Genomic DNA, 21,270 nt, shown 5'->3' on the forward strand with positions numbered 1-21,270 from the left:
ATACGGAGCTATTTTTAAAACTGATCTACATCAAAAACTTTTTTAAGTCATGAATAGTAAGGATACAGCGGAATTACCATAAAACTGCTGAGAACCTTTTATGATATGTGTATAAGAATCTTTCAACCTGACAGCAGGTTATAATCACTCATAGCGAATAGATCCATTAAAAGAATCAGCATTACTTCCAATTCCAACTATAGTCAACTTATAAAAATCTTAAAATCCTGCCAAATATTATGACCAATAAAAAAGTATGAGATTTATACCTTCTAAATTTTTCAATACTCATACTCCATATCCCACTCATGATGAAAAAAATTAATCTTGTTGTACACAACGCCAAGCTTAACAGTGATGCCATCCATACTAAAAAAATGATAAGAAGGACAATTTTGACCTTATAACTATTACTCTTAGTAATTTTCACTCACATAAAGAAAGAAAAAATTGGCTGTAAATTTCTATAGATAATTTTCATAATGTATAGCTATTTTTTCCATGATCCAAATCAATAAATGATAAAAAATGAGTGAAATAATATACCGATCATCGCATGAAAATAAAACACATCAAAATCGGGTGTTTTTTAAACAAATACAAGATTGATTTTTGAAAAAAATATTCTCATTACCTGAAATAAATCATAAATTGATATACATCAATAATTATAAAAACTTTCCCGATTTTCTGGCAATTAATTTGTTGTATGATGTTTTTCGCTCAGAAAATTATATTAGGATAACCAGCCGTATAGGAAAGCGAAGATAGACTTCCATATTCTTACTACTGACCCCTTACCCATATATGACCTTTAAAAGAAAAACTCTTTCTAGGATCAAAAGATTGCATAGTGGCTGGGAGTAAGAAATAGGATGAAAAAAACTCAACTATCCAAAACTAAGAACCTTTATATATGCGATTTATTCCTCTTAAAGACAATGATTCCGTTGGACAATGGGCGGCTCGCTATATCGTCCAGCGCATCAAACAATTCAATCCTTCAACTGATAAGCCATTTGTACTAGGCTTGCCAACGGGTGGAACCCCAATTTCAACTTACCAAGAGTTAATAAGGCTTCATCATAAAGGTGAGGTCAGTTTTAGTAACATCATTACATTCAATATGGATGAGTACGTCGGCTTACCCACAAATCACCCAGAGTGTTATCGTGTTTTCATGCAGCGACATTTTTTTGATCATGTGAATATTCCTGAACAAAATATAAACTTTTTGAATGGTAATGCCGAAGATCTTGAAGCCGAATGCCAGCGATATGAAGAGGCTATAAAAGGCTATGGAGGCATAGAGCTATTTATGGGGGGCGTTGGTCATGATGGGCACATAGCATTCAATGAGCCAGGTTCATCACTGGCTTCCAGAACAAGACCCAAAATGTTGACAACTGAAACCAGACAAGCTAATGCACGCTTCTTTGATAATGATGTCAATCTCGTTCCTAAACAAGCACTAACTGTGGGAGTAGGCACACTACTAGATGCCCGTGAGTTAATGATCTTGGCAACAGGTGCTGATAAGTGTCGTGCTGTCCGAGCCTCCGTAGAAGGAGCCATCAATCACATGTGGACAATCTCTGCCCTGCAGCTACATCCTAAGTCCATTATGATCTGCGATGCACCTGCTACCCTTGATCTTAAAGTCAGAACCTTACGCTATTTTCAAGATATCGAGCGGGATAATATATAATTCAACATCGAGCTCACTAACATAAGCCCCAAATAAGCTGAAATGACTTCGTCCTATTTGAGGCTTATGTGAGACATAGACAACATTTACAGGGTTGGAATACAGACCATTATGTTGAATTAGCAATATGCCCCCGTCGCCCTTTCATGGCCAAGCCACTGCAAATGATGGAGGCTAAATCTGTTTCTGAATCTTAGATTTTGTTCATTCCTACACCGAAAAAACCGAAATTAATCAGTTAAATAACCTGCGTCTTTTATATAATATCCAGAGCAAGGCGTGATGCGAACAATAAAAGAAGTCTTCATGCTTTGATGCTATATTCTTGCATTTTCCGCCACCTTCCATATACGAAATGAACTAGCAATCCACAAAAAACACCTTCTAATTATTTCACTATTCATTTACTAATCTAAATTAGATCAAAGAAAAAAAATCAAAACTCGAACATTTATTGTACTTCCCACTTCATTTTGAACATTAATTAGGCTGTCTAGCATTATTTTGGTGTTAAATAGCTACAACAACAATGAAAATAACTTAAATCGCTTAATATTTATACACAAATGAATAATAATGTTTTAAAAACATCATTAAAAGATCGTGTAACACCAAAATATGATTCTTATCAAAGAATGAAATAAAAAAAACTGAATAATGCCAAACTTTGAATACCCTACTTAAGCCTATCTTATGACACAGAATCTAGCTTCACTGCCTCCCTGCCCAAGGGAGTTCAATCAGGAAACGTTTGAAACACAACTTTTAAAAGTTATCGCAGCTATCAAGCGCAATATTCCAAGGATTGGTGATCGCCAACCTATGTGGGGAACTCCGGATTTGAAGTGGCAATATTGTCAAGAATGGAATTGGGTTTCAGGGTTTTGGCCTGGCCAATTATGGCTCGCTCATAAAGTGACTTCTGAACAAGTTTTTAAAAATGCAGCGCGTCTTCAAAACAACTACATGAAAAACACGCTGGCTCTTCGAATGGCTCATGATCATGACTTAGGATTTGTTTTTTCCCTGAGCTGCGTGGCGGACTATAAACTGACAGGCAACACCAAGGCGCGGGAGATGGCACTTACTGCGGCAGATAGCCTATTAGGACGTTTCCGCCGTGGCGGTAAATATTTTGTCGCCTGGAATGAAGACATGGAAGTAACCCCGGGTAACGTAACCGGTCGGGTTATCATCGACTCCCTGCAAAATATGGCGTTAATGTTCTGGGCATCTGAAGAAACCGGCAACCCTGTCTATAGAGAATGCGCCATTGGCCATGCGGATACACTATCAAAAACAGTGGTTCGTGAAGACTACACCGTTTACCACACATTTAACTTTGATCCCTTCACCCAACAACCTATAGGTGGTGAAAACTTCCAGGGTTATGCTGACGAATCCTGCTGGTCCAGGGGAATGGCCTGGGCGTTGCACGGATATGCACAGATCTACGAATACTCAAAAGAAGATCGACATCTGAATATCGCAAAAAATATTGCTCGTGTCGTATGTCATCATCTGGAGCATGACCCGGTTCCTGTTTGGGATTACCGCCTGCCCGAAAATGAAACACCATACCGCGACAGCTCTGCCGGCTCCTGCAGTGCTGCCGGACTCTTTCTGATTGCCAAACATTGTGACAATCCGGACGAAGCCGCGCATTTCAGAAAATGGGGGCAATATCTGCTTGGTGGACTTATTGAACGTTGTGACCTGAGTGATAACCCAAATGCGTGGGGACTGCTTGATGAAGGAGCATCATTTGTTCATCGAGGACGTAACCGAAATATGCTTCCATACGGTGATTATTATTACGTGGAAGCACTGATGCGTGCCTGTGGATATCAGAAGTTTTTCTGGTGAACACATTATCTACTCCCAACGTTTTATAGATCATTCACAAACAGCTCACTAAGTTATTGCTTTCGAAACCGGTCAGCCATGCTTCAACATAGTTGAGATTAAGCATGGCTATTATTCGTGCCAATGCAGTGAGATTAACGAGACCATTCTCATGAGTGTTGTAAAAACTCTTGGCAGCGTCATGTTTGCCAGCTTTTTTATGGTCGGATGTACCGCAAGCTCTGTGCCACTCGCTCAAGTGGAAAAAAATGCTATCGACCATACTCAGCAACCAATTCAGCAAGCATCAGCCAAACAAATTCAGGAATTGGAGACTATTTATCGTCGGTATGTAAACTGGACAGTAGGTACTGGAACACTCAGTAAATCTGACCCGCTAGCGCGCATACAGCATGAAACTATGTTGAGCACATTCAACAATATTGAAGAGCAATTTATGGAAGAAGGTGGGGTAGAAGGGTTGGGTAAAATCAGCTTTGACCGCACCAAAGATAAGCAACCCGTTGCACGGTATGTATTTGATACCATTCTGCCATCATTGAGTATGTCCTATGCATACCCTGGGCTGATGGACAGCCCCAACCCCAGATACAGAAACCCTGAAACCGTAGCGACGATTATTGCCATTCTGGATCATATGCATGCAGCCGGATGGAAAAAAGGGGTAGACACAGGCTTTGATTTTGATGAATTAAGAAAGACTGGATTCACTGGTTTTGGCGGAAGTATCAATAATAATATTTCTGGATATTCAAAATCATTGCTATTGCTGAGAGATGAATTGCATCAGGCAGGACGTCTGGAACGTGAGCTGGAAACCCTCGACTGGGTTACCCGGATTTTTTCTCCGGAGCAGGATGGCCGGGGTATGACCCATTTTCAATTCCCCGGATTTAACTCTGACGGGTTTAAATCCATGGTAAGAAATCGACTTTCATACGTTGTCACGCAGTTGCCTGATGATCCCTCTCGTGTGGAAAACATGCAGTTTCTGACCCGCTTTTATAATAAGGCCTACACCATTGCCCCCGGCTGGGCAGATAAAATCAAACCTGATGGTGTTGGTTACCACCACAAGGGTGTTTATGGCAACAGCTACTCTGAGCAAGGCTTGGAAGCTGCAGCTCGAAGTATTTTCTTGTTGCAGGGTACATCTTTCCAGGTCACCGATGAGTCCATAGCCAATGTTAAACTGGGGCTAAAGACCTTCCGCATATACTCCCAGAAGTACGATATGCACCGGGGCATCGCCGGGCGGTTCCCGCACCAACTGGATTCATTAGTTCACCTTCTACCCGCTTATGCCTATTACGGCATGAGCAGTGGTATCAATGATTTGGAAATGAAAGGTATTTTTTCCCGCTTATGGGAGCGTGACTATTTCGAACAAACCGGAATATTGAGCGAAACATTTGACGGTAAGGGACTTGGAGCATTCGGTGAAATAGAAGCCATGCTGGCTCTTGAAAGTGAAAATATTGAACCTGAACCGGCTTTATCCGGGCACTGGGTTTACCCTTACGGAGCCATGAGCATTCATCGCCGTCCTGGCTGGATGGCAGCCGTCAAAGGTTTCAGCCGTTACATTTGGGATTATGAGTCCGGTAAAGGGCAGAATGTTTATGGTGGCAATACCAGCTCTGGGGTTTTGAGGCTTTACACTAAAGGCAGTCCGGTTAATGCCTTTGATAGTGGTTATGGTATTAATGGCTGGGACTGGCACCGCCTGCCCGGTGCCACAACCGTTCGCGTTCCCTATAAAAAATGCATAAAGGTCATAGAAACTGGTCATCAGAATCATTTGTCGGCGGCTTAAGCTCAGAAAATGAAAACGGCATCTACGCCATGGTTTATGACAACCAAGTAGGTAATGTTACGCTTACAGCAAATAAGTCACTGTTTTTCTTTGACGACCAGATCGTCTTGTTGGGTAGTGACATTAACGGTGGTGATGGTCGGCATGAAGTCGCCACCACTCTTTTTCAGACCCGACTACCTTCTGAAGACACTGTCACTTATTTCAACGGTTCACAGCTAATCGGTAAAAAGCCTGTCTTTGAGACAACGCAGAATGAGCCTGTGTGGCTGACTGACAGCGCTGATAATGGCTATTACATTCCACACCCAGTGAACTTAATGGTCCATCGAACAAAACAAACGGCACCTGATGAAAAAGGTAAGGGAAATACCAGCGATTCATATAAAACAGCATGGTTGTCCCATGGGGATAAGGTCAAGTCCGGACATTATGAGTATGTTGTTCTGGTTAACGCTGGAGAAGAGCAAACACGAACATTTGCCCATAATGCCAATAAAATTTACCGCGTGAAACAGCAAGATAAAAAGGCTCATATAGTCGAACATATCGAAAAAGGCATAACTGGCTATGCGTTATTCCAAGCAGGCGAAGATTTTGCATCAGATCTTATTTTGTCCACAGATACCCCTATGCTCGCCATGACCCATAAAACAGCAACAGGTCGTCTGATATTAAGTGTTGTGAATCCTGACCTTGGACTTGCTCCGGGAACAAAACAAATCACTATCGACGACTTAAGGGATGACCCCAAATGGTTATATCGTGATAGCCAAACACCACTGGTCACTATGACGTTGAGTGGTCATTGGCGTAATGCATCAACGACTGGTACCAAAGACATTCAGCTTAAAACCAAAATGATGGAGAATAGGCCTGTTACAGAGCTTACATTCAATACTAAACATGCATTTAGTGTAGACATTGAGCTAGTTCGCCAATAAAACACATAAATTCGGATGCTGGCTGTCTGCTTTTTGGTTCGTGTCACGGCCTTATCAAGAGCAGATACCCAAGCATCCTTATACTCTTCTGTCGATCTGGTTCTTTTCCTCTATTACCACCTTGTCCTGAAGAACATTTAGCCAGTGATGTATTAATGTACAGGTATTGTTTATTGCTCTCCACAAATGTGAGTGGAGAAATGAGCTTTTGCCCGCAGAATATGCACCTGTAATGGCAATGCTTCGAGTTTTTGGATGAGGTACATTAGCCCTCCCTACTTAAAATTAACCATGTTCTATCTTGAGCTGACAGCAGGGTCACAAATGTTCGCCACCCCATATAAAGAAGAACCATGTTACCTAATTAGACTGATGTATCACCAGAATTTCGAGTTATAACCCCCCCCTATATCACAACTAATATTCCACTGGATTTCACGGCTCCAAGTACTCTGTACCACTTGGGGCAGGCTACTCGTTCATGAACTTTTAAAAAGTTCTATAGTCCAATAAAATCCGATGCAACTATAAAGCCAGCCTACCTGCACAGTTCGCCCACAGGACTAACACCATGCTCTCTTCAGATATAGAACTCAGCAGGAACCTTGTCCTTGCCCGCACCCAGAACCCCGCGTGGCGATTACTGGCATCACCACGAGCACCTCTGATGATCAGCTGTTTGAAAACACTGTTTTATCAGGATCATGAAACGGTTTCAGAAGATGCAGCCCTGCATGTTCTTGCCGAAATTCTTGGCCAATTCGCTAACCATGACGAATTTTCCATCGATACTGAAGACTTGCTGTCACTGGCTAAAAAAGAGATGAGAGAGTGGCGTCAACGTAACCTGATCGTTGAACGTGAGGGACAACTGTTTGCGACGGATGCCTTGCAACAGGCCATGCAATTTATTGATGGCATGGATAATCGCATGATGACGTCTACCGCATCCCGTCTGGCTACTGTGCAGAGGGAGATTGATAGCCTGGAAGCAAAACTCAACCCGGATCAAACCAGTCGTGCTAACAACCTGACGCGCAAAATCGAGAGTCTTAAACACGAGCTTGAACAGGTTAACCGTGGAGAATTCAAAGTACTTGAAGGTCCTTCTGCCGTTGAGAATATTCGCGAAGTGTACAACCTGTCCATGACGCTGAAATCCGATTTCCGTCGGGTTGAGGACTCTTACAGGGAAGCAGACAAACAACTTCGCCAAACCATTATCAGTGAACAGCATCACCGGGGTGAAATTGTCGACCGTCTTCTGGATAGCCATGATCACCTGCTCACGACACCGGAAGGACAAGTTTTCCATGGTTTTTACGAGCAACTGAGCCACTCCATTGAACTGGACAATATGAAACATCGATTACGGAACATTCTGTCCAGTCCATCCTGCCGGGAAGCATTGACCCAACAGCAGTCCATGGAATTACGCTGGTTGACATCCAGCCTGGTCAGAGAGTCCGAATATGTTATTCGTGCCCGGGCTCGCAGCGAGCGGGATGTTAAAGGCTTTTTAAAATCAGGTCTGGCAGTAGAGCACCACCGGGTAGGCCAGATGCTTAATGAGATTCTGGAATGCGCGTTAAATCTTGACTGGCACAGTCAGAAATTGCGAAGGAGTCCTGCCCCACTGAAACCATTGGCATTCCCTGTTTCCGGTTTACCCCTGATCGAACGGCTTACCTTTAAGCCCGTTGAGCAGTTAGAATCCCAGAAGCTGGTTCTGTCACAGGAGAGTGTAGACCTGGATGAACTGGATGACGACTTTTGGAATGCTTTTGATGGGCTGGATAGAGAAACACTGATTCGGGAAACCATTGCACTGCTAAAAACCCAGGGCACGCCAATGACGATTGCCCAACTTGCAGAATATCTGCCACCAACTCATGATCTCGAAACACTGGCGCTGTGGTTGAGCATGGCTCGGGAAGCAGGGCTCATTGTTGCAGACGATACGGAACAGCTGGACATTCAGGACAGAGATGGGCAGTGGCTTCGTTTTTACCTACCCAAAACCTACCTGCACACAGAAGCACTGACAACGATTGATTGGGAGTTGTAAACGATGAGCGACGTTTTTGACCAACTGGTGACCTCCGGTGCTGCTCCGTCGTCATCACCTCAGACGACACTGAAAGACTTCTCAGAAATCGAAGAAGTTCAGACAGACAATACACAGACTCAGGACTCTCCCACACTAACGGCAAGAAAAGTAAAACAGGCTGTGCAGGAACTGATGAAATCAGGTTATCTGGAAGCCAGTCGCAAACCTAACCTGTATCAGCAGTCAGTGCTGTCTCAAGAGCAAATCAATCGCATTCTGGAACCACTGGATCTCAGGCTCACCATTGATGATATCCGTGGCCTTGCTTTTCTGGTGGTCAGTGACACATGGCAGGAAGAGGGTTCTGCCGAGAGTGATGAATGGAGTCATCCACTGGTCAGAAGACAGCGAATTACCATGGAGCAATCCCTGTTGATCGCCATATTGCGACAGCAGTACATCGCCCACGAACAGGAGGCAGGTATTGGTGCCACTGATGCGAGGGTTGATATTGATGACTTACTGTCGCAGCTGCAGGTTTATCTCGGAGATATCGGTAGCGATAGCCGTGAGCGTAAACGTCTGGATAATCTGCTTGATAAGCTCGCAAACCATGGGCTTGTTCAGGTAGACGACAAACAGCACACTCTAACCATTCGACCGATCATTACTCATCTGGCGAACCCCGAAAGTCTGCAAACCCTGCTGAACCATTTTAAACATTTGAGCCAGCAGCCAGATGTTGATTCACCTGTTGACCAGCAAGAGGCTGAGCAATAAACCATGAGTAATCATACAGGTCATCAAAATACTCTAACGAATATAACGTCAAAAAGTGATAACGAACGTCAGCTCACCGGAAGCATTGACCTTTTTCAGCCTTCAGAGCTTGCAAATACCGCTTTTGTTCTGAAAGAACTAAGTCTGTACAACTGGGGACCTTTTCAGGGCAACAATCAGGCGACATTTGACCTGGAAGGCACTGCCATTATCGGCCCAACGGGCAGCGGCAAAACAACACTGGTCGATGCCCTGATGACCCTGATCGTTCCTCTGCCAAAATACAATCTGGCCTCTACCGGTGGCCATGAAAGTGACCGAGATCTGATCTCCTACGTGCGGGGTGTCACCGGTGCAGGCAATAACTCCGGCGATAATCACCATATTGCACGTCCGGGGAAAACCATTACTGGTCTGGCAGCCCGATTTGAAAGTCATGACCAGGTTGTGCAAATTGGCGGCCTGTTCTGGATAGATGTGCCGGGCAATGCATCAGCCGATTTAAAGAAACTCTGGCTGTTTACCCAGCGGGAAGACCAGACTCTCGAACATTGGCTAACCCTGTTGCATGAGGGTGGTAAACGCGCCATTAAACAATTTGAACGACACACGACGGATCTAAAGGTTTTTGACAGTAAAAAGTCATACCTGGATAAAATTCAACGATTTTTTGAAGTAGGGACAAATGCCTTCCCTCTACTCAACCGGGCTGCTGGCCTGAAGCAGTTGAACAGTGTTGATGAGATATTCCGGGAGCTGGTTCTGGATGATCGGTCCATGTTTGCCCGCGCCGGAGAAGTCGCCACAGAGTTTGATGACCTGGCCATAATCCACGAAGAGCTTAACACCGCCCGACGTCAACAGAACTCCCTGCAACCGCTGATTTCCTTGAACAAAAACCACCAAAAATTAGGTGAGCAACTTGCCGAGCAGCAGGCGCTCTCCGAAATTATTCCCATCTGGTTTGCCATTGCCGGCCACCAATTGTGGGGGACAAAGGTTAAAGATGTTAAGACTGCAATAGACGACCTGCAGGAAATCATTGTTGCCAGCCAGGAAAAAAAAGATCAGCTGAAAGATCAGGCAGACCGGTTAAACGAAGTATATCTACGTGCAGGCGGAAGCAGCATTGAGTCCCTTCGCAGGGAAATCGGTCAACAGGAAAAACTGACTGCGGATTGTCGCCAGCGTGCCCGGGATTATCAGACGCTGGCTCGTAACCTTGATCTTGACGACACATTATCCTCAAAAATGTTGGCTGCTAACCAGCTGCAAGTCGGGAAGCAGACCTCGGAGTTAGAGGCGAAAGCCAGAGAACAAACGACTAATGTCGATCAACTATCTTTTGAACGCATAACCAGATCACAGGCTCTGGAGCAAGTCACTCAAGAGTACGAAGCGGTCAAAGCCAGACCAGGCTCCAACATCAAAGGGGCTCTGCAAAACTTCCGTAGTGATTTAGCCGAGGCTTTGAGTCTGGAGGAAGACAGCCTGCCTTTTATAGCCGAACTGGTGGAGGTAAAAACAGCAGAAAAGCCCTGGCGCGGAGCCATAGAGCGAGCCATTGGCAGTCATCGTGAACGGATTCTGGTGCCATCGCAACATATGAAAGCGGCACTGAACTGGATCAATAACCGTCATAACCGAGTACATGTGCGCCTGCAGGACGCTATGGCTCCAGCCGCGCAACCGCAGTTTTATAACGATGGATTTACCCGCAAACTTAATTTTAAAGAACATCCGCACCGTGAAGCACTGAAAGCATTACTGGCCAGCATTGACCGACACTGTGTTGAATCACCGGAGCAGTTAAAAGTCACACCCCACGGAATGACCCAGCAAGGTTTGATGTCTGGTGTTAACGGCCGCTATGAAAAGCAGGATCAGCGCTCATTAAACGACAACTGGATGACAGGATTTGACAACAGGGATCGACTGGCCACTCTCGAAGATGAAATCAGGACCTTGCGGCAGGAAGAAAAGACATTCCAGCAGCAATACGACGATGCAAAAAAACGTGAACAAATTACCCGTCAAAAGCTAAATTTATTAGCCCGCTTATCGGAAATCACCTTTGAGGACATTAACCTTCCTGACTATGAAAAAAAATTGCGCGACCTTGAACAACAACTTTCCGCCCTTCTGGCACCGGATTCAGATGCCACCAAAGCCAAAGAAGCACTGGATGTCGTTAAACAGGAAATTAAGCGCATAGAGCACGATATTTATGAGAATATTCAGAAAAAAGGAGAGTCGGCTAACCAACTGAAATCCGCTGAGCAGAAAAGAGAAAAGGCGTTTGCGGTGATTGGCGATGGTCTGAAGGATGAACAGGCACAACTGGCTGACCGACTACTGCCATCACTGTCTGACACCAATCCTGATGACCTTCCCGATAAGGAAAAGCTTTACCAGAATAAAACCATCAGCAGTATCAAAACACTTCAGTCTTCCATAAAGACCGCTGAAGGACAGTTGATCCGACAAATGAATGAAGCCCAGAAACAAGACACTGGCTCCCTGAGTGAAGCCGGTACCGAGTTACGGGATATTCCACAATACCTTGAACGACTGAACACACTGACTAAAGAAGCGTTGCCGGAGAAGCAGAAACGCTTCAAAAACTACCTGAATCAATCCTCTGACCAGGGTGTCACACAATTACTGAATGCGATTGATAATGAAGTCAGTCAGGTGGAAGAGCGTATTGAGGATCTTAATCGAACTCTGCTTCGTGTCGACTTCAAGCCTGGTCAATATCTGCAGTTAAGACCCCAGCGTGTGATCCATGAAAGTTTACGTAATCTGGAGTCGGCTCGTCGTCATTTGCGAGCAGCATCTTTAAAAGAAGACGACGGTGAAAGTCACTATCGCGCACTGGTGAATATGGTCGAACTTTTACGACAAGCAAACGACAATCGCCGAACAGTTGGCGCCCGGGCACTGCTTGACCCTCGATACCGGCTTCAATTCACCGTAGAAGTTTGTGAACGCAACAGTCACTCTGTTATCGAACGACTTAAAGGCTCCCAAAGCGGCAGTGGTGGCGAGAAAGAGATTCTGGCCAGCTATATTCTGACCGCTTCCCTGAGCTATGCACTCTGCCCTGCGGGAGCATCACACCCATTGTTTGGAACTATTGTTCTCGATGAAGCATTCTCAAAGAGCTCGCAGGCCGTTGCTGGTAGAATCATCTCAGCCCTTAATGAATTTGGTCTGCATCCACTCTTTGTCACTCCAAACAAGGAAATCAGACTACTTCGGTCACATACCCGCTCCGCGATTCTGGTACACCGTAAAGGAATGAAAGCAACCCTGACACCTATGCGCTGGGAAACGCTTGAAAAACATGCCAGCAGAAAAAGCCAGATAATTGTTCCAGCGTCCAGTACCTTTACAGAGTCTGAAAACCATGAAATCACCCCATGACATTGCCGATGAGCTGGCCAGGCAGTGGAAGAGTGCTGATACCCGGGAAAAACGGTTACTGATGAAAGACAGTTGGCCTTTAAAAGTCAGCATTGGTAAACCAGCTTCCGGAGACATTAATCATCACCCGGAAAAAATCAGACAGCATTTTCAGCAGTGGCGACAGGTGAATACCGGTGAAGTGATCTGGAATTCTGCCAGCTATCGAGGAATGGCAGAAAGCATCGAGATACCCGGTCACTGGCTTTTATCAAAACCCAGCGAATGGATTGAGGCAAGTCGCTGCAAAACAGTTAAAGATGAATATCAACGCCTGGGCACGATCATTCAACAGACGTCGCCGATTTTTCATCCTTACCTGATACGCCAACGACGCTGGTTTGATAAGCCCGTTAACGAAGTCATCAAGACAACTGAACTGGCTATGCTACTTGAGCCCGGTTTTGCCCAGGGAGTGCCACTCCGTTCCCTGGGACTAGCCAACACCGATACCAAGTTTTTTGAACGAAATGCATCGCTACTGAGGCAGCTTCTGGATATCCGGTTTGACGGTCTTCCCTCCAAACTGGGGCTTGAGGCCTTTCTCAATGCGCCCGAAAGCCATCACTGGCTGTTAATCGCAGACCTTGATGGTTCTTTTCTGCCTTTCCAACAACTCCGTGTCAGGGACTACGAGCTGTCCACAACACCATTGCCAGCTGCCAATATACTGATTGTCGAAAATGAGCAGTGCTTACACTTGATTCCCAGTCTAAAAAATACCATCGCCATTCTTGGAGCCGGACTGAACCTATCCTGGATGAAAGCAAGCTGGCTGCATTCAAAATCCATTGCCTATTGGGGAGACATGGATAGCTGGGGACTCACCATGCTGGCACGAGCTCGGAATCACCAACCTTCGCTATCGGCTCTTTTAATGAATCAATCTGTGTTCGATATGTTTCAGGAAGATAGGGCTGTTGAGGAACCAGTTCCTTCCATCCATGAAGATTGCACAGCACTGAAAGAAGAAGAGCAGCAGTTTTTGAATACTTTACGTGCTCTGAAGAGAGGAAGGCTTGAACAGGAATTTTTAACAGCAGAGGTTGTTCATTCGGAACTCAAACACTGGTGTGACTCGATTCAATAAAAATACAGCCTCAGTGAAATATTCATATCACCTGCTCCCTCTTTGGAGGGACACACTCTAAACTTGAGGAATAAACATAAAAAGCCAAGCTTCACAGTTTTTTGACTAAAATTTGTTCACAAGCAGTTACGCCTGTGGATGAGTATGTTGTATCAATGGTGATCTATTTTTATGCTACGAAACGATATGGGCTTAATCTCTACTGCTACAATAGCTCCTATTCAAGCTATCGTAATCTTGGGGTGCAATTTGTATCAGAAAGCCCTCAGCCATAATCGATAAAATTTAAAAGCCCATATATTTCAATAAGTTAGACAATTAAAATATTTTTTGTCAATCTATAGCGGAAAACAGGATGCTTTTTGCCAAACTATTTTGAAAATTCAGCATTTCTCATAAAAAACAAGAAATCGTAACCTATTGATTTAAAAGAATATATTTTCACCCCCTTTGTCATTCTTTTTTGGAAATATCAGCCTATGAACTTATTTTTAAACCCTTTCTATGGAACTTTTCATGGAACAGAACAGGGAGAGCTTATTTATAGCACTTACATTTAAATTTGAACGCCCCCCCCTTTTTCTGGTCATAGATATCAGTATCTAATCTCTGGTATTGGTCAGGAAAGCCCATGCGTAATAAGAAATACTTACTTTTAACCACCATATCCTTTGTCCTTTTTGCAATCAGTTTGTTTTCTATCGCAGAAGCACCACCAGACTCAGAAATATCTGCTGACTGGATAGAAACACCGGAAAAGACACAAACTGATACCGAATCTGATGATTTTGATTCCCTGAAGGTAGAAGAAGAGTTTCAACCTCAAGAAACAATAAAAAAAACAGTGGGCTACAGAGTAAACCGGGAACAGCTATCCGAACGTTACCCCTATGCTTTGATGAGTTATTTAGCAGAAATGGACTCTATTCTGGATTCTGAGAAGCAGGAGAGGCAACTGTTTGTACTTTTCAGGCTTGCTTATCTTGGAGAGAAAGGCTTTCAGTTAATTGCAGACCCAGACGCCATTCCTGAAAAGTGGCGGCCTCACTTTATCGCTACTCGCGAACAAACAGTCAAAGCGGGTAAGAAAAGTCATCAGATAGTCGGCCAGGCCAGCATCCCCAACTCGAATATAAAAATCAGAGTCTTTAAACAGACAGAAGACCCATTGTCAGAATCCCACACCGAAAATAAAATTATTCTTGCACTGTCCGGTGAAAAGTCGAATGAAGCTCTTCAGTGCCTCGTGTCTGAACCAAAGCCCTCCCCTCAAGCCAGCAAGCCTTCTTGTTCCCAAGCAGAAAAGCAACTGCAGGAAATCACTGACCTCGCCGCATCTCTCAAAGAAATGTATCCCTACCATTCTATGGAAATAACCGGCTACTCTTATAGTGGAGCGATTGTTCAAGTCGTCATGTCAACTGCCACCTTTATTGATCAGGCATATATTTTCAATAGCTATGGCGTCCATCCAAGCTGGATAGAAACCATGCCTGAAGAGGGATTCGGTAAAATCCATCACTCGTATGTTGAAGGCAGCTTCCTGCATGGACAGGACTACAATTTATTCAGCCGATACTCTAGATGGGGACTACCCAAGAATAAGGTTATCGTTCCAGGCATGAAGATTGCCTCCAGTGGACAGGAATCTCACATCAGGCAAATCTATAAACTAAATCATCATGATAGCTGGCTGGATGCCTTCTATAACTTTGCAACCAATATCTGGATTTTGCATTCAAAAGAGGCCGTTCTAAGGGTATTTGAAGCTAATCTAAACCTTGATTTCCCTTGGTAATAAGTAATGAGCCCCATTGACCAGGCAAGACGGGCGACGCAGGGTGTGGTGGCTCCATATTCAATACAGCATCAGTACTTATGCGTAATCAAACCCAAAGGATCGCAAATGATTGACGTCATACGCCGTTGCTGTCTACTCACGTGGAATACACGACACAGCTCTCGCTTTGCATAACGTAATTCATGGGGCTGGTCACATGCCTGGTTATGCCCTCTGGCAGTGAACATCAGTAATTAAGTAGCCACATGAAAGGCCTTACTTAGCTATCGATCACAACAGCAGCCCTTGTACAGTGATAGATTCTTAATCCGTACAATCGTGATAGCTTAAGCTGTTCATAACGGTATCTTCGCTATAATTTCCTTCAATAGCCTCACCACACTTCAATGAATAATGCCCGGATTGAAGACATCTTTTACTCTTTTCTGCATGCTCTTTACTGAATCAGTCATTTGTAATCCTACATCTTTCACAGAAAACAATAACATCAAGGTGATCACCCAAACCTCTCTGGCCATTATTGGCAGCCCTATTCACTCTAGTGGTTTCACCCATTTTCCTTATACAAACCCAAACGCCCCAAAAGGAGGCGCATTAACGCTTGCACAAATTGGCAGCTTTGACAGCCTGAATCAATACGCGACCAAGGGACACCCGCCTGATTACCTTTTCAGTATCTACGACCGTCTGATGACTCGCTCCCTTGATGAACCTTACGCCCTTTACCCCCAATTAGCGTTGAACGTTGAGTACCCTGATGATCTCTCATGGGTCGCATTCAACATAAACCCTTCTGCTTATTTCCATGATGGCAACCCCATAACAGCAGACGACGTTATGTTTACTATTCAAACACTTAAACGGCATGGAGCGCCATTTTTTCGAAGAATGTTGAAGTATCTTGCAGCAGTGAAAGTCACCAGTAAATACCGAGTACAATTTGATATGGAACCCAGTAGCCGAACCATAAAGGCCATTGCCTTACTGGCCTATTTACCGGTATTACCCAGACACTTCTGGAAAGATAAAAATTTTGAGCAAAGTGCGCTGAACATTCCCTTGGGTAGTGGCCCAATGAGAATTTCAAAGGTGATTCCCGGCAAGTCTATCACCTACCAGAAAGTTGAAAACTATTGGGGAAAAAATCTTCCCGTGAATCAGGGCCTACATAACTTTGATCAGATTCGTATCGACTATTATCGAGATAACCATACAGCGCTGGAAGCGTTTGCAGCCGGAGCCTATGATCTCAGAATTGAGGGAGATGCACGGAACTGGCATCAGAAATATAATTTTCCCTCTATAAAAAAAGGGGAGATTATCAAAGAGAGCATTAATCTTAACCATCCTCACGGAATGAACGCATTGGTTTTCAACACTCGAAAACCTCTATTTCAGGATCGAAACGTTCGACTCGCTCTCAACCTTTTGTTCAACTTCGAATGGACCAATAGGAACCTGCTTCACTCTGAATATTTACGCACTAACAGTTTTTTTGTGAATACCCCAATGGCCGCCTCAGAGATACTAACCGAAGGAGAGTTGAAGCTGTTGTTTAAGCATAAAGCCGTTCTACCTGAGGAGCTTTTTCAAAATATTTTCCGTCAACCAGAGTCAAGTCAAAATGGTCAAAACCGGAGGAATAAATCCAAAGCGTTACAACTTTTGAGCGAAGCCGGCTGGCAATTAAATAAAGGGGAAATGCGGCACAAAACAAGTGGTCAACCATTGGCTTTTGAACTGCTGCTCCCGTCAACATCCTCCGAGCGTTACTTCATTCCCTACCGCAAAACGTTATCTGAGCTGGGCATTAAAATGACCGTCCTGAGCATTGATCAAAGCCTATTCCGCAAAAGAGCGCACCAGTTTGATTTTGATATGATTGACTGGTATTTCTGGCACTCATCATTTCCTGGTATTGAGCAGCACCACTCTTGGAGCAGCCAGGCAGCCGACGAACCTGGCAGCAACAATTTGGCAGGCATCAAGCATCCAGTGGTTGATGAACTACTGGCAAGATTCAATCATGTTCGCCACTATCAAGAGAGCATAGATATCTGCAAAGCCATCGACCGGATATTACTCTGGTATAACTATGTCATTCCCAAATGGCACAAAAACAACGTACTGGTGGCCTATAAAAAGCACCTTAAACATCCGGATATAGACAACCTGAACTGGTTCAATGTCAGCCTGTGGTGGCTCGAAAATGAGATATTTTCATCAACAGGTAAGCCCTGATCAGAAATACTGTCTATAGTTTCATAACTTTCTGTTCGGTTAAGCTTATGAAGCTTCTTATCAACCGTTACCAGCCAGAATATTCACTGGCTTCATCGCTACTGGTATCAAAATCCAATTTATATGTGACAGTTAAACACAGCTCTTTTCCTACCGCCTTCCAATACTCAACAATTAATGCATTAGTGCAGGGTTATTTTGATGGCAGTTTGTCATTTGCAGAGCTATCACAAAAGGGGGATGTCAAACTTGGGATTATCGATGGTCTTGATTGTGAAATGATTGCTCTGGGTGGAGCAGATTACCGAATCGACCACCAAGGTCTCGCACAGAGCACTTCAATATTGGAAAAGATGCCAGCAGTCATTCCATTTCAACCCAGAATCTTATTAGCATTACCAGAAGGTTTTTCTTACCTGCAGCTACAGCAAGTCCTCGATAAAAGCCTCCTGAACAATAATCATATTCAGCCCATTCGTATTAATGGCCATTTTTATGATTTAAAAGTCAGAAGCGGCCTGAAGCAAGCACCACCATATCTACCTCCCGTGGATATTATTAAAACCGATAGGATTATATTCAAACATCAAGATACAGAAGGAACTCTGGTTGGATTCAAAACACCTGATTATATGAATAACCTGAATGTACCCAGCTATCATTTTCATTTCATTAATAACCCAAGGAAGTTTGGCGGGCATGCTCTGAACCTCAAAGCATCCAATGGTGATACTCATATAGCAAGTGCTCATCAACTGAAATTGAGGCTGCCCAATGATCCAGCTTTCAATCAACTAAACCTAAGCAGGGATCAATTAGAAGATTTAGAAATTGTAGAGAAGGGGCACTAAGAATGAGAGATTACTTTAGCCTTTTATTGCCCTTTTGGGCTCTGATTGCCAGCGTATTTGGCTATTATTTCAGCCCAGAACTGGTTTCATTCAAAAGTGCCTTGATCCCATTAATAGCCGTTATCATGTTTGCTATGGGGTTAACCATCACTACCCAGGATCTAAAGACATCCCTCAGGGAACCACAGGCATTACTCATTGGTGTTCTGCTTCAATTCCTGCTTATGCCTGCTCTCGCCTGGTCCATCTGCCTCCTGTTTGAGCTCCCCAGAGACATGCTTATTGGTATGATTCTGGTGGGAACAGCCCCTGGAGGAACTTCATCCAATGTGCTTACGTATCTTGCAGGTGGTCGTGTCGCGCTATCAGTCAGCATGACAACGGTATCAACTCTGGCTTCCGTCATCATGACACCCTGGATTACCACCCTATATTTACAAGAGGTTATCAAAGTTGATCAGAGCGCTATGCTGGTCAGTATTGCCCAAATGATCATCGTTCCGGTTCTGGCTGGAATGTTCCTCAAGGCCAAACTGCCAACAATTGTGGCAAAAGCGTTACCAATGCTCCCGAAGATTGCAGTCCTTGGTATCGCAGCAGCCATTTGTCTTGTGGTCGCCATGAATGCCCGCGCATTAACATCCCTGGGTATTTTGACGCTATGTGCGGTGGTTTTACATAATCTGTCAGGACTGATGGCAGGGTACGCTCTCGCCCGCGCGATGGGACAAGACAAAATCACCGCCAGAACCATTGCCATAGAAGTTGGCACCCAGAACAGTGGTGTGGCATCAGCTCTTGCGGTAAAGCACTTTTCAACACTGGCAGCAATCCCTTCTGCCCTGTTCAGTATCATTCAAAATATTATTGGGACAGGGCTGGCCAGTTTCTGGTCAAACCAGCCATCTCCTGACTCAGAGGGCAAAAACCGCTTGACCAACGACAACTGAAGTGTAGAATCCCAAGCAATTTGCCAACCAGACAGCTTTTATCCGTCGGCAAAGCTGACTCTTTTACCAATAAGAGTTAACCTAAAAGAAACTCAGTAACAAAGGGCTCCGATGAAACTGCGCTTACACATTAACCGTCAGTCAATCGAAAGAGAAAACAATGTCCTTATTATTGGTTTCGATTTAACCAAATCATCTGTATTTCAAAAAAAGCCCCTTAAGTCAGGGGCTTTTTTTTGACTTAAGAACGACCAAAGGCGACAGGTAATACCCCCATGGGAAACAGGTTCTTTAACAGGAACATTATCTCCATAGCCGACCTTACCCGGGAAGATATGGAGCAGATTCTTGAAGTGGCTGCTGAACTTAAGCAAACGCCACGCCCCGGTCTATTGAAAGGCAAAGTAATTGCCAGCTGCTTCTTTGAGGCGTCGACCCGAACCCGGCTTTCATTTGAAACGGCCGTTCAACGATTGGGAGGAACCCTGATTGGTTTTGCAGATGGTGGGAATACTTCTGCCAAAAAAGGAGAAACACTGGCAGACTCCATCAAAATCATCAGTTCATATACCGATGCGGTCGTTATGCGCCACCCTCAGGAAGGCTCAGCCCGTTTAGCCTCCGAGTTCGCCTGTGTTCCTGTCATTAATGGTGGTGACGGTTCAAATCAGCACCCAACCCAGACACTGCTAGACCTGTTCAGTATCAGGGAGTGCCAGGGACGACTGGACAACCTGAAAGTTACTTTTGTCGGTGATCTCAAGTACGGCAGAACCGTACACTCGCTGACACAGGCTCTGACACATTTTAATGCTGAATTTAATTTTATTGCGCCGAATGCTTTAGCCATGCCGGACTATATCCTGCAGGAACTTGATGAAAAAGGCATTCGCTGGCGCCGGGCTGAAAGCATTGAAGAGGTCGTTGCGGATACAGACATTATTTACATGACCCGGGTTCAAAAAGAACGATTTGATGAAACTGAGTATAAGCACATTGCCTCCAACTATGTGCTGACGAACGAAACCCTGAAAGAGGCACCCGCACACCTGAAAGTTCTGCACCCTCTCCCAAGGGTGGATGAGATTGCTGTAGAAGTCGATCAAACACCTCACGCCTACTACTTTGAGCAGGCACGAAATGGGGTTTTTGCCCGCCAGGCACTGCTGGCACTGATTCTGAATGAAACCTTGTGAGGAATGGATCGATGAGTAACAAACTTCAGGTTGAAGCCATCTGCCAGGGGACTGTCATCGACCATATCCCGGCTGGTCAAGGCGTTAAAATCCTCGACCGCCTTCATCTGCTGAACGGTGAAGCACGTATTACCGTGGGTTTTAATCTTCCCAGTAAAGCCCGGGGCTTCAAAGACATCATTAAGGTTGAAGGTCGGATGTTTACCGAGCAGGAGGCCAATGAACTGGCACTGTTTGCTCCCAGCGCAACCATCAATGTCATTGATGACTACCGGGTGGTCGATAAATTTACAATGGCCATTCCAAAGACGCTAAGAGCTGCGTTTGCCTGCCCCAACTCTAACTGCATCACTCATAATGAGCCGGTAGAGAGCTTCTTTTATCTGCGCCAGAAAAGCAGTGATATACAGCTAAAGTGTCACTATTGTGAAAAGTCCTTCAGCAAAGAAATTGTTGCAGAGCTTCGATAACAGAAAGAAAAAGGGCGCAAAGTCATTGATGACAAGCGC

At 44.6% G+C, this 21,270-nt stretch carries 14 protein-coding genes; all 14 read left to right on the forward strand.

Annotated features, from left to right (window positions below; translation table 11 throughout):
• Window positions 1-916 precede the first annotated feature (916 nt).
• The 14 genes from nagB (at window position 917) to pyrI (ending at window position 21,231) form a co-directional block, all read left to right on the forward strand.
• Window positions 917-1,708, forward strand: coding sequence for a glucosamine-6-phosphate deaminase (gene nagB, locus GV64_RS20680; RefSeq protein WP_020581699.1), 792 nt, complete (start codon window positions 917-919; stop codon window positions 1,706-1,708).
• 693 nt (window positions 1,709-2,401) lie between these two features.
• On the forward strand, window positions 2,402-3,574 hold the full coding sequence (locus GV64_RS20685; protein WP_026258140.1) for a glycoside hydrolase family 88 protein: 1,173 nt from the start codon (window positions 2,402-2,404) through the stop codon (window positions 3,572-3,574).
• 151 nt (window positions 3,575-3,725) lie between these two features.
• A complete protein-coding gene (locus GV64_RS26155; protein ID WP_026258141.1) occupies window positions 3,726-5,390 on the forward strand; it encodes a chondroitinase family polysaccharide lyase in 1,665 nt (554 codons plus the stop codon).
• On the forward strand, window positions 5,339-6,334 hold the full coding sequence (locus GV64_RS26160; protein WP_269078672.1) for a polysaccharide lyase family 8 super-sandwich domain-containing protein: 996 nt from the start codon (window positions 5,339-5,341) through the stop codon (window positions 6,332-6,334). Before GV64_RS26155 ends, GV64_RS26160 begins: the two co-directional genes overlap by 52 nt.
• 571 nt (window positions 6,335-6,905) lie before the next feature.
• The gene (locus tag GV64_RS20700) at window positions 6,906-8,402 is read left to right on the forward strand and encodes a DUF3375 domain-containing protein (RefSeq protein ID WP_020581702.1); all 1,497 of its coding nucleotides are present in this window, start codon (window positions 6,906-6,908) and stop codon (window positions 8,400-8,402) included.
• A gap of 3 nt (window positions 8,403-8,405) precedes the next feature.
• Entirely contained in the window at window positions 8,406-9,164 is a 759-nt protein-coding gene (locus GV64_RS20705) for a DUF4194 domain-containing protein (protein WP_034844426.1), read from the forward strand.
• A 3-nt stretch (window positions 9,165-9,167) separates the two neighbouring features.
• A complete protein-coding gene (locus tag GV64_RS20710; RefSeq protein WP_020581704.1) occupies window positions 9,168-12,593 on the forward strand; it encodes an ATP-binding protein in 3,426 nt (1,141 codons plus the stop codon).
• Entirely contained in the window at window positions 12,577-13,722 is a 1,146-nt protein-coding gene (locus GV64_RS20715; protein ID WP_020581705.1) for a Wadjet anti-phage system protein JetD domain-containing protein, read from the forward strand. Before GV64_RS20710 ends, GV64_RS20715 begins: the two co-directional genes overlap by 17 nt.
• A 631-nt stretch (window positions 13,723-14,353) precedes the next feature.
• On the forward strand, window positions 14,354-15,520 hold the full coding sequence (locus tag GV64_RS20720) for a hypothetical protein (RefSeq protein ID WP_020581707.1): 1,167 nt from the start codon (window positions 14,354-14,356) through the stop codon (window positions 15,518-15,520).
• Window positions 15,521-16,015: 495 nt separating this feature from the next.
• A complete protein-coding gene (locus GV64_RS20725) occupies window positions 16,016-17,764 on the forward strand; it encodes an extracellular solute-binding protein (RefSeq protein WP_157236946.1) in 1,749 nt (582 codons plus the stop codon).
• Between the two features lie 47 nt (window positions 17,765-17,811).
• Entirely contained in the window at window positions 17,812-18,615 is an 804-nt protein-coding gene (locus tag GV64_RS20730) for an acetolactate decarboxylase (protein ID WP_020581709.1), read from the forward strand.
• A gap of 2 nt (window positions 18,616-18,617) precedes the next feature.
• The gene (locus tag GV64_RS20735; RefSeq protein WP_020581710.1) at window positions 18,618-19,565 is read left to right on the forward strand and encodes a bile acid:sodium symporter family protein; all 948 of its coding nucleotides are present in this window, start codon (window positions 18,618-18,620) and stop codon (window positions 19,563-19,565) included.
• 275 nt (window positions 19,566-19,840) lie between these two features.
• On the forward strand, window positions 19,841-20,761 hold the full coding sequence (gene pyrB, locus GV64_RS20740; protein WP_020581712.1) for an aspartate carbamoyltransferase: 921 nt from the start codon (window positions 19,841-19,843) through the stop codon (window positions 20,759-20,761).
• Window positions 20,762-20,772: 11 nt separating this feature from the next.
• Window positions 20,773-21,231, forward strand: coding sequence for an aspartate carbamoyltransferase regulatory subunit (gene pyrI, locus GV64_RS20745; protein ID WP_020581713.1), 459 nt, complete (start codon window positions 20,773-20,775; stop codon window positions 21,229-21,231).
• Window positions 21,232-21,270: the final 39 nt, after the last annotated feature.

It is taken from the genome of Endozoicomonas elysicola (assembly GCF_000710775.1).
GTDB classification, from domain to species: domain Bacteria; phylum Pseudomonadota; class Gammaproteobacteria; order Pseudomonadales; family Endozoicomonadaceae; genus Endozoicomonas; species Endozoicomonas elysicola.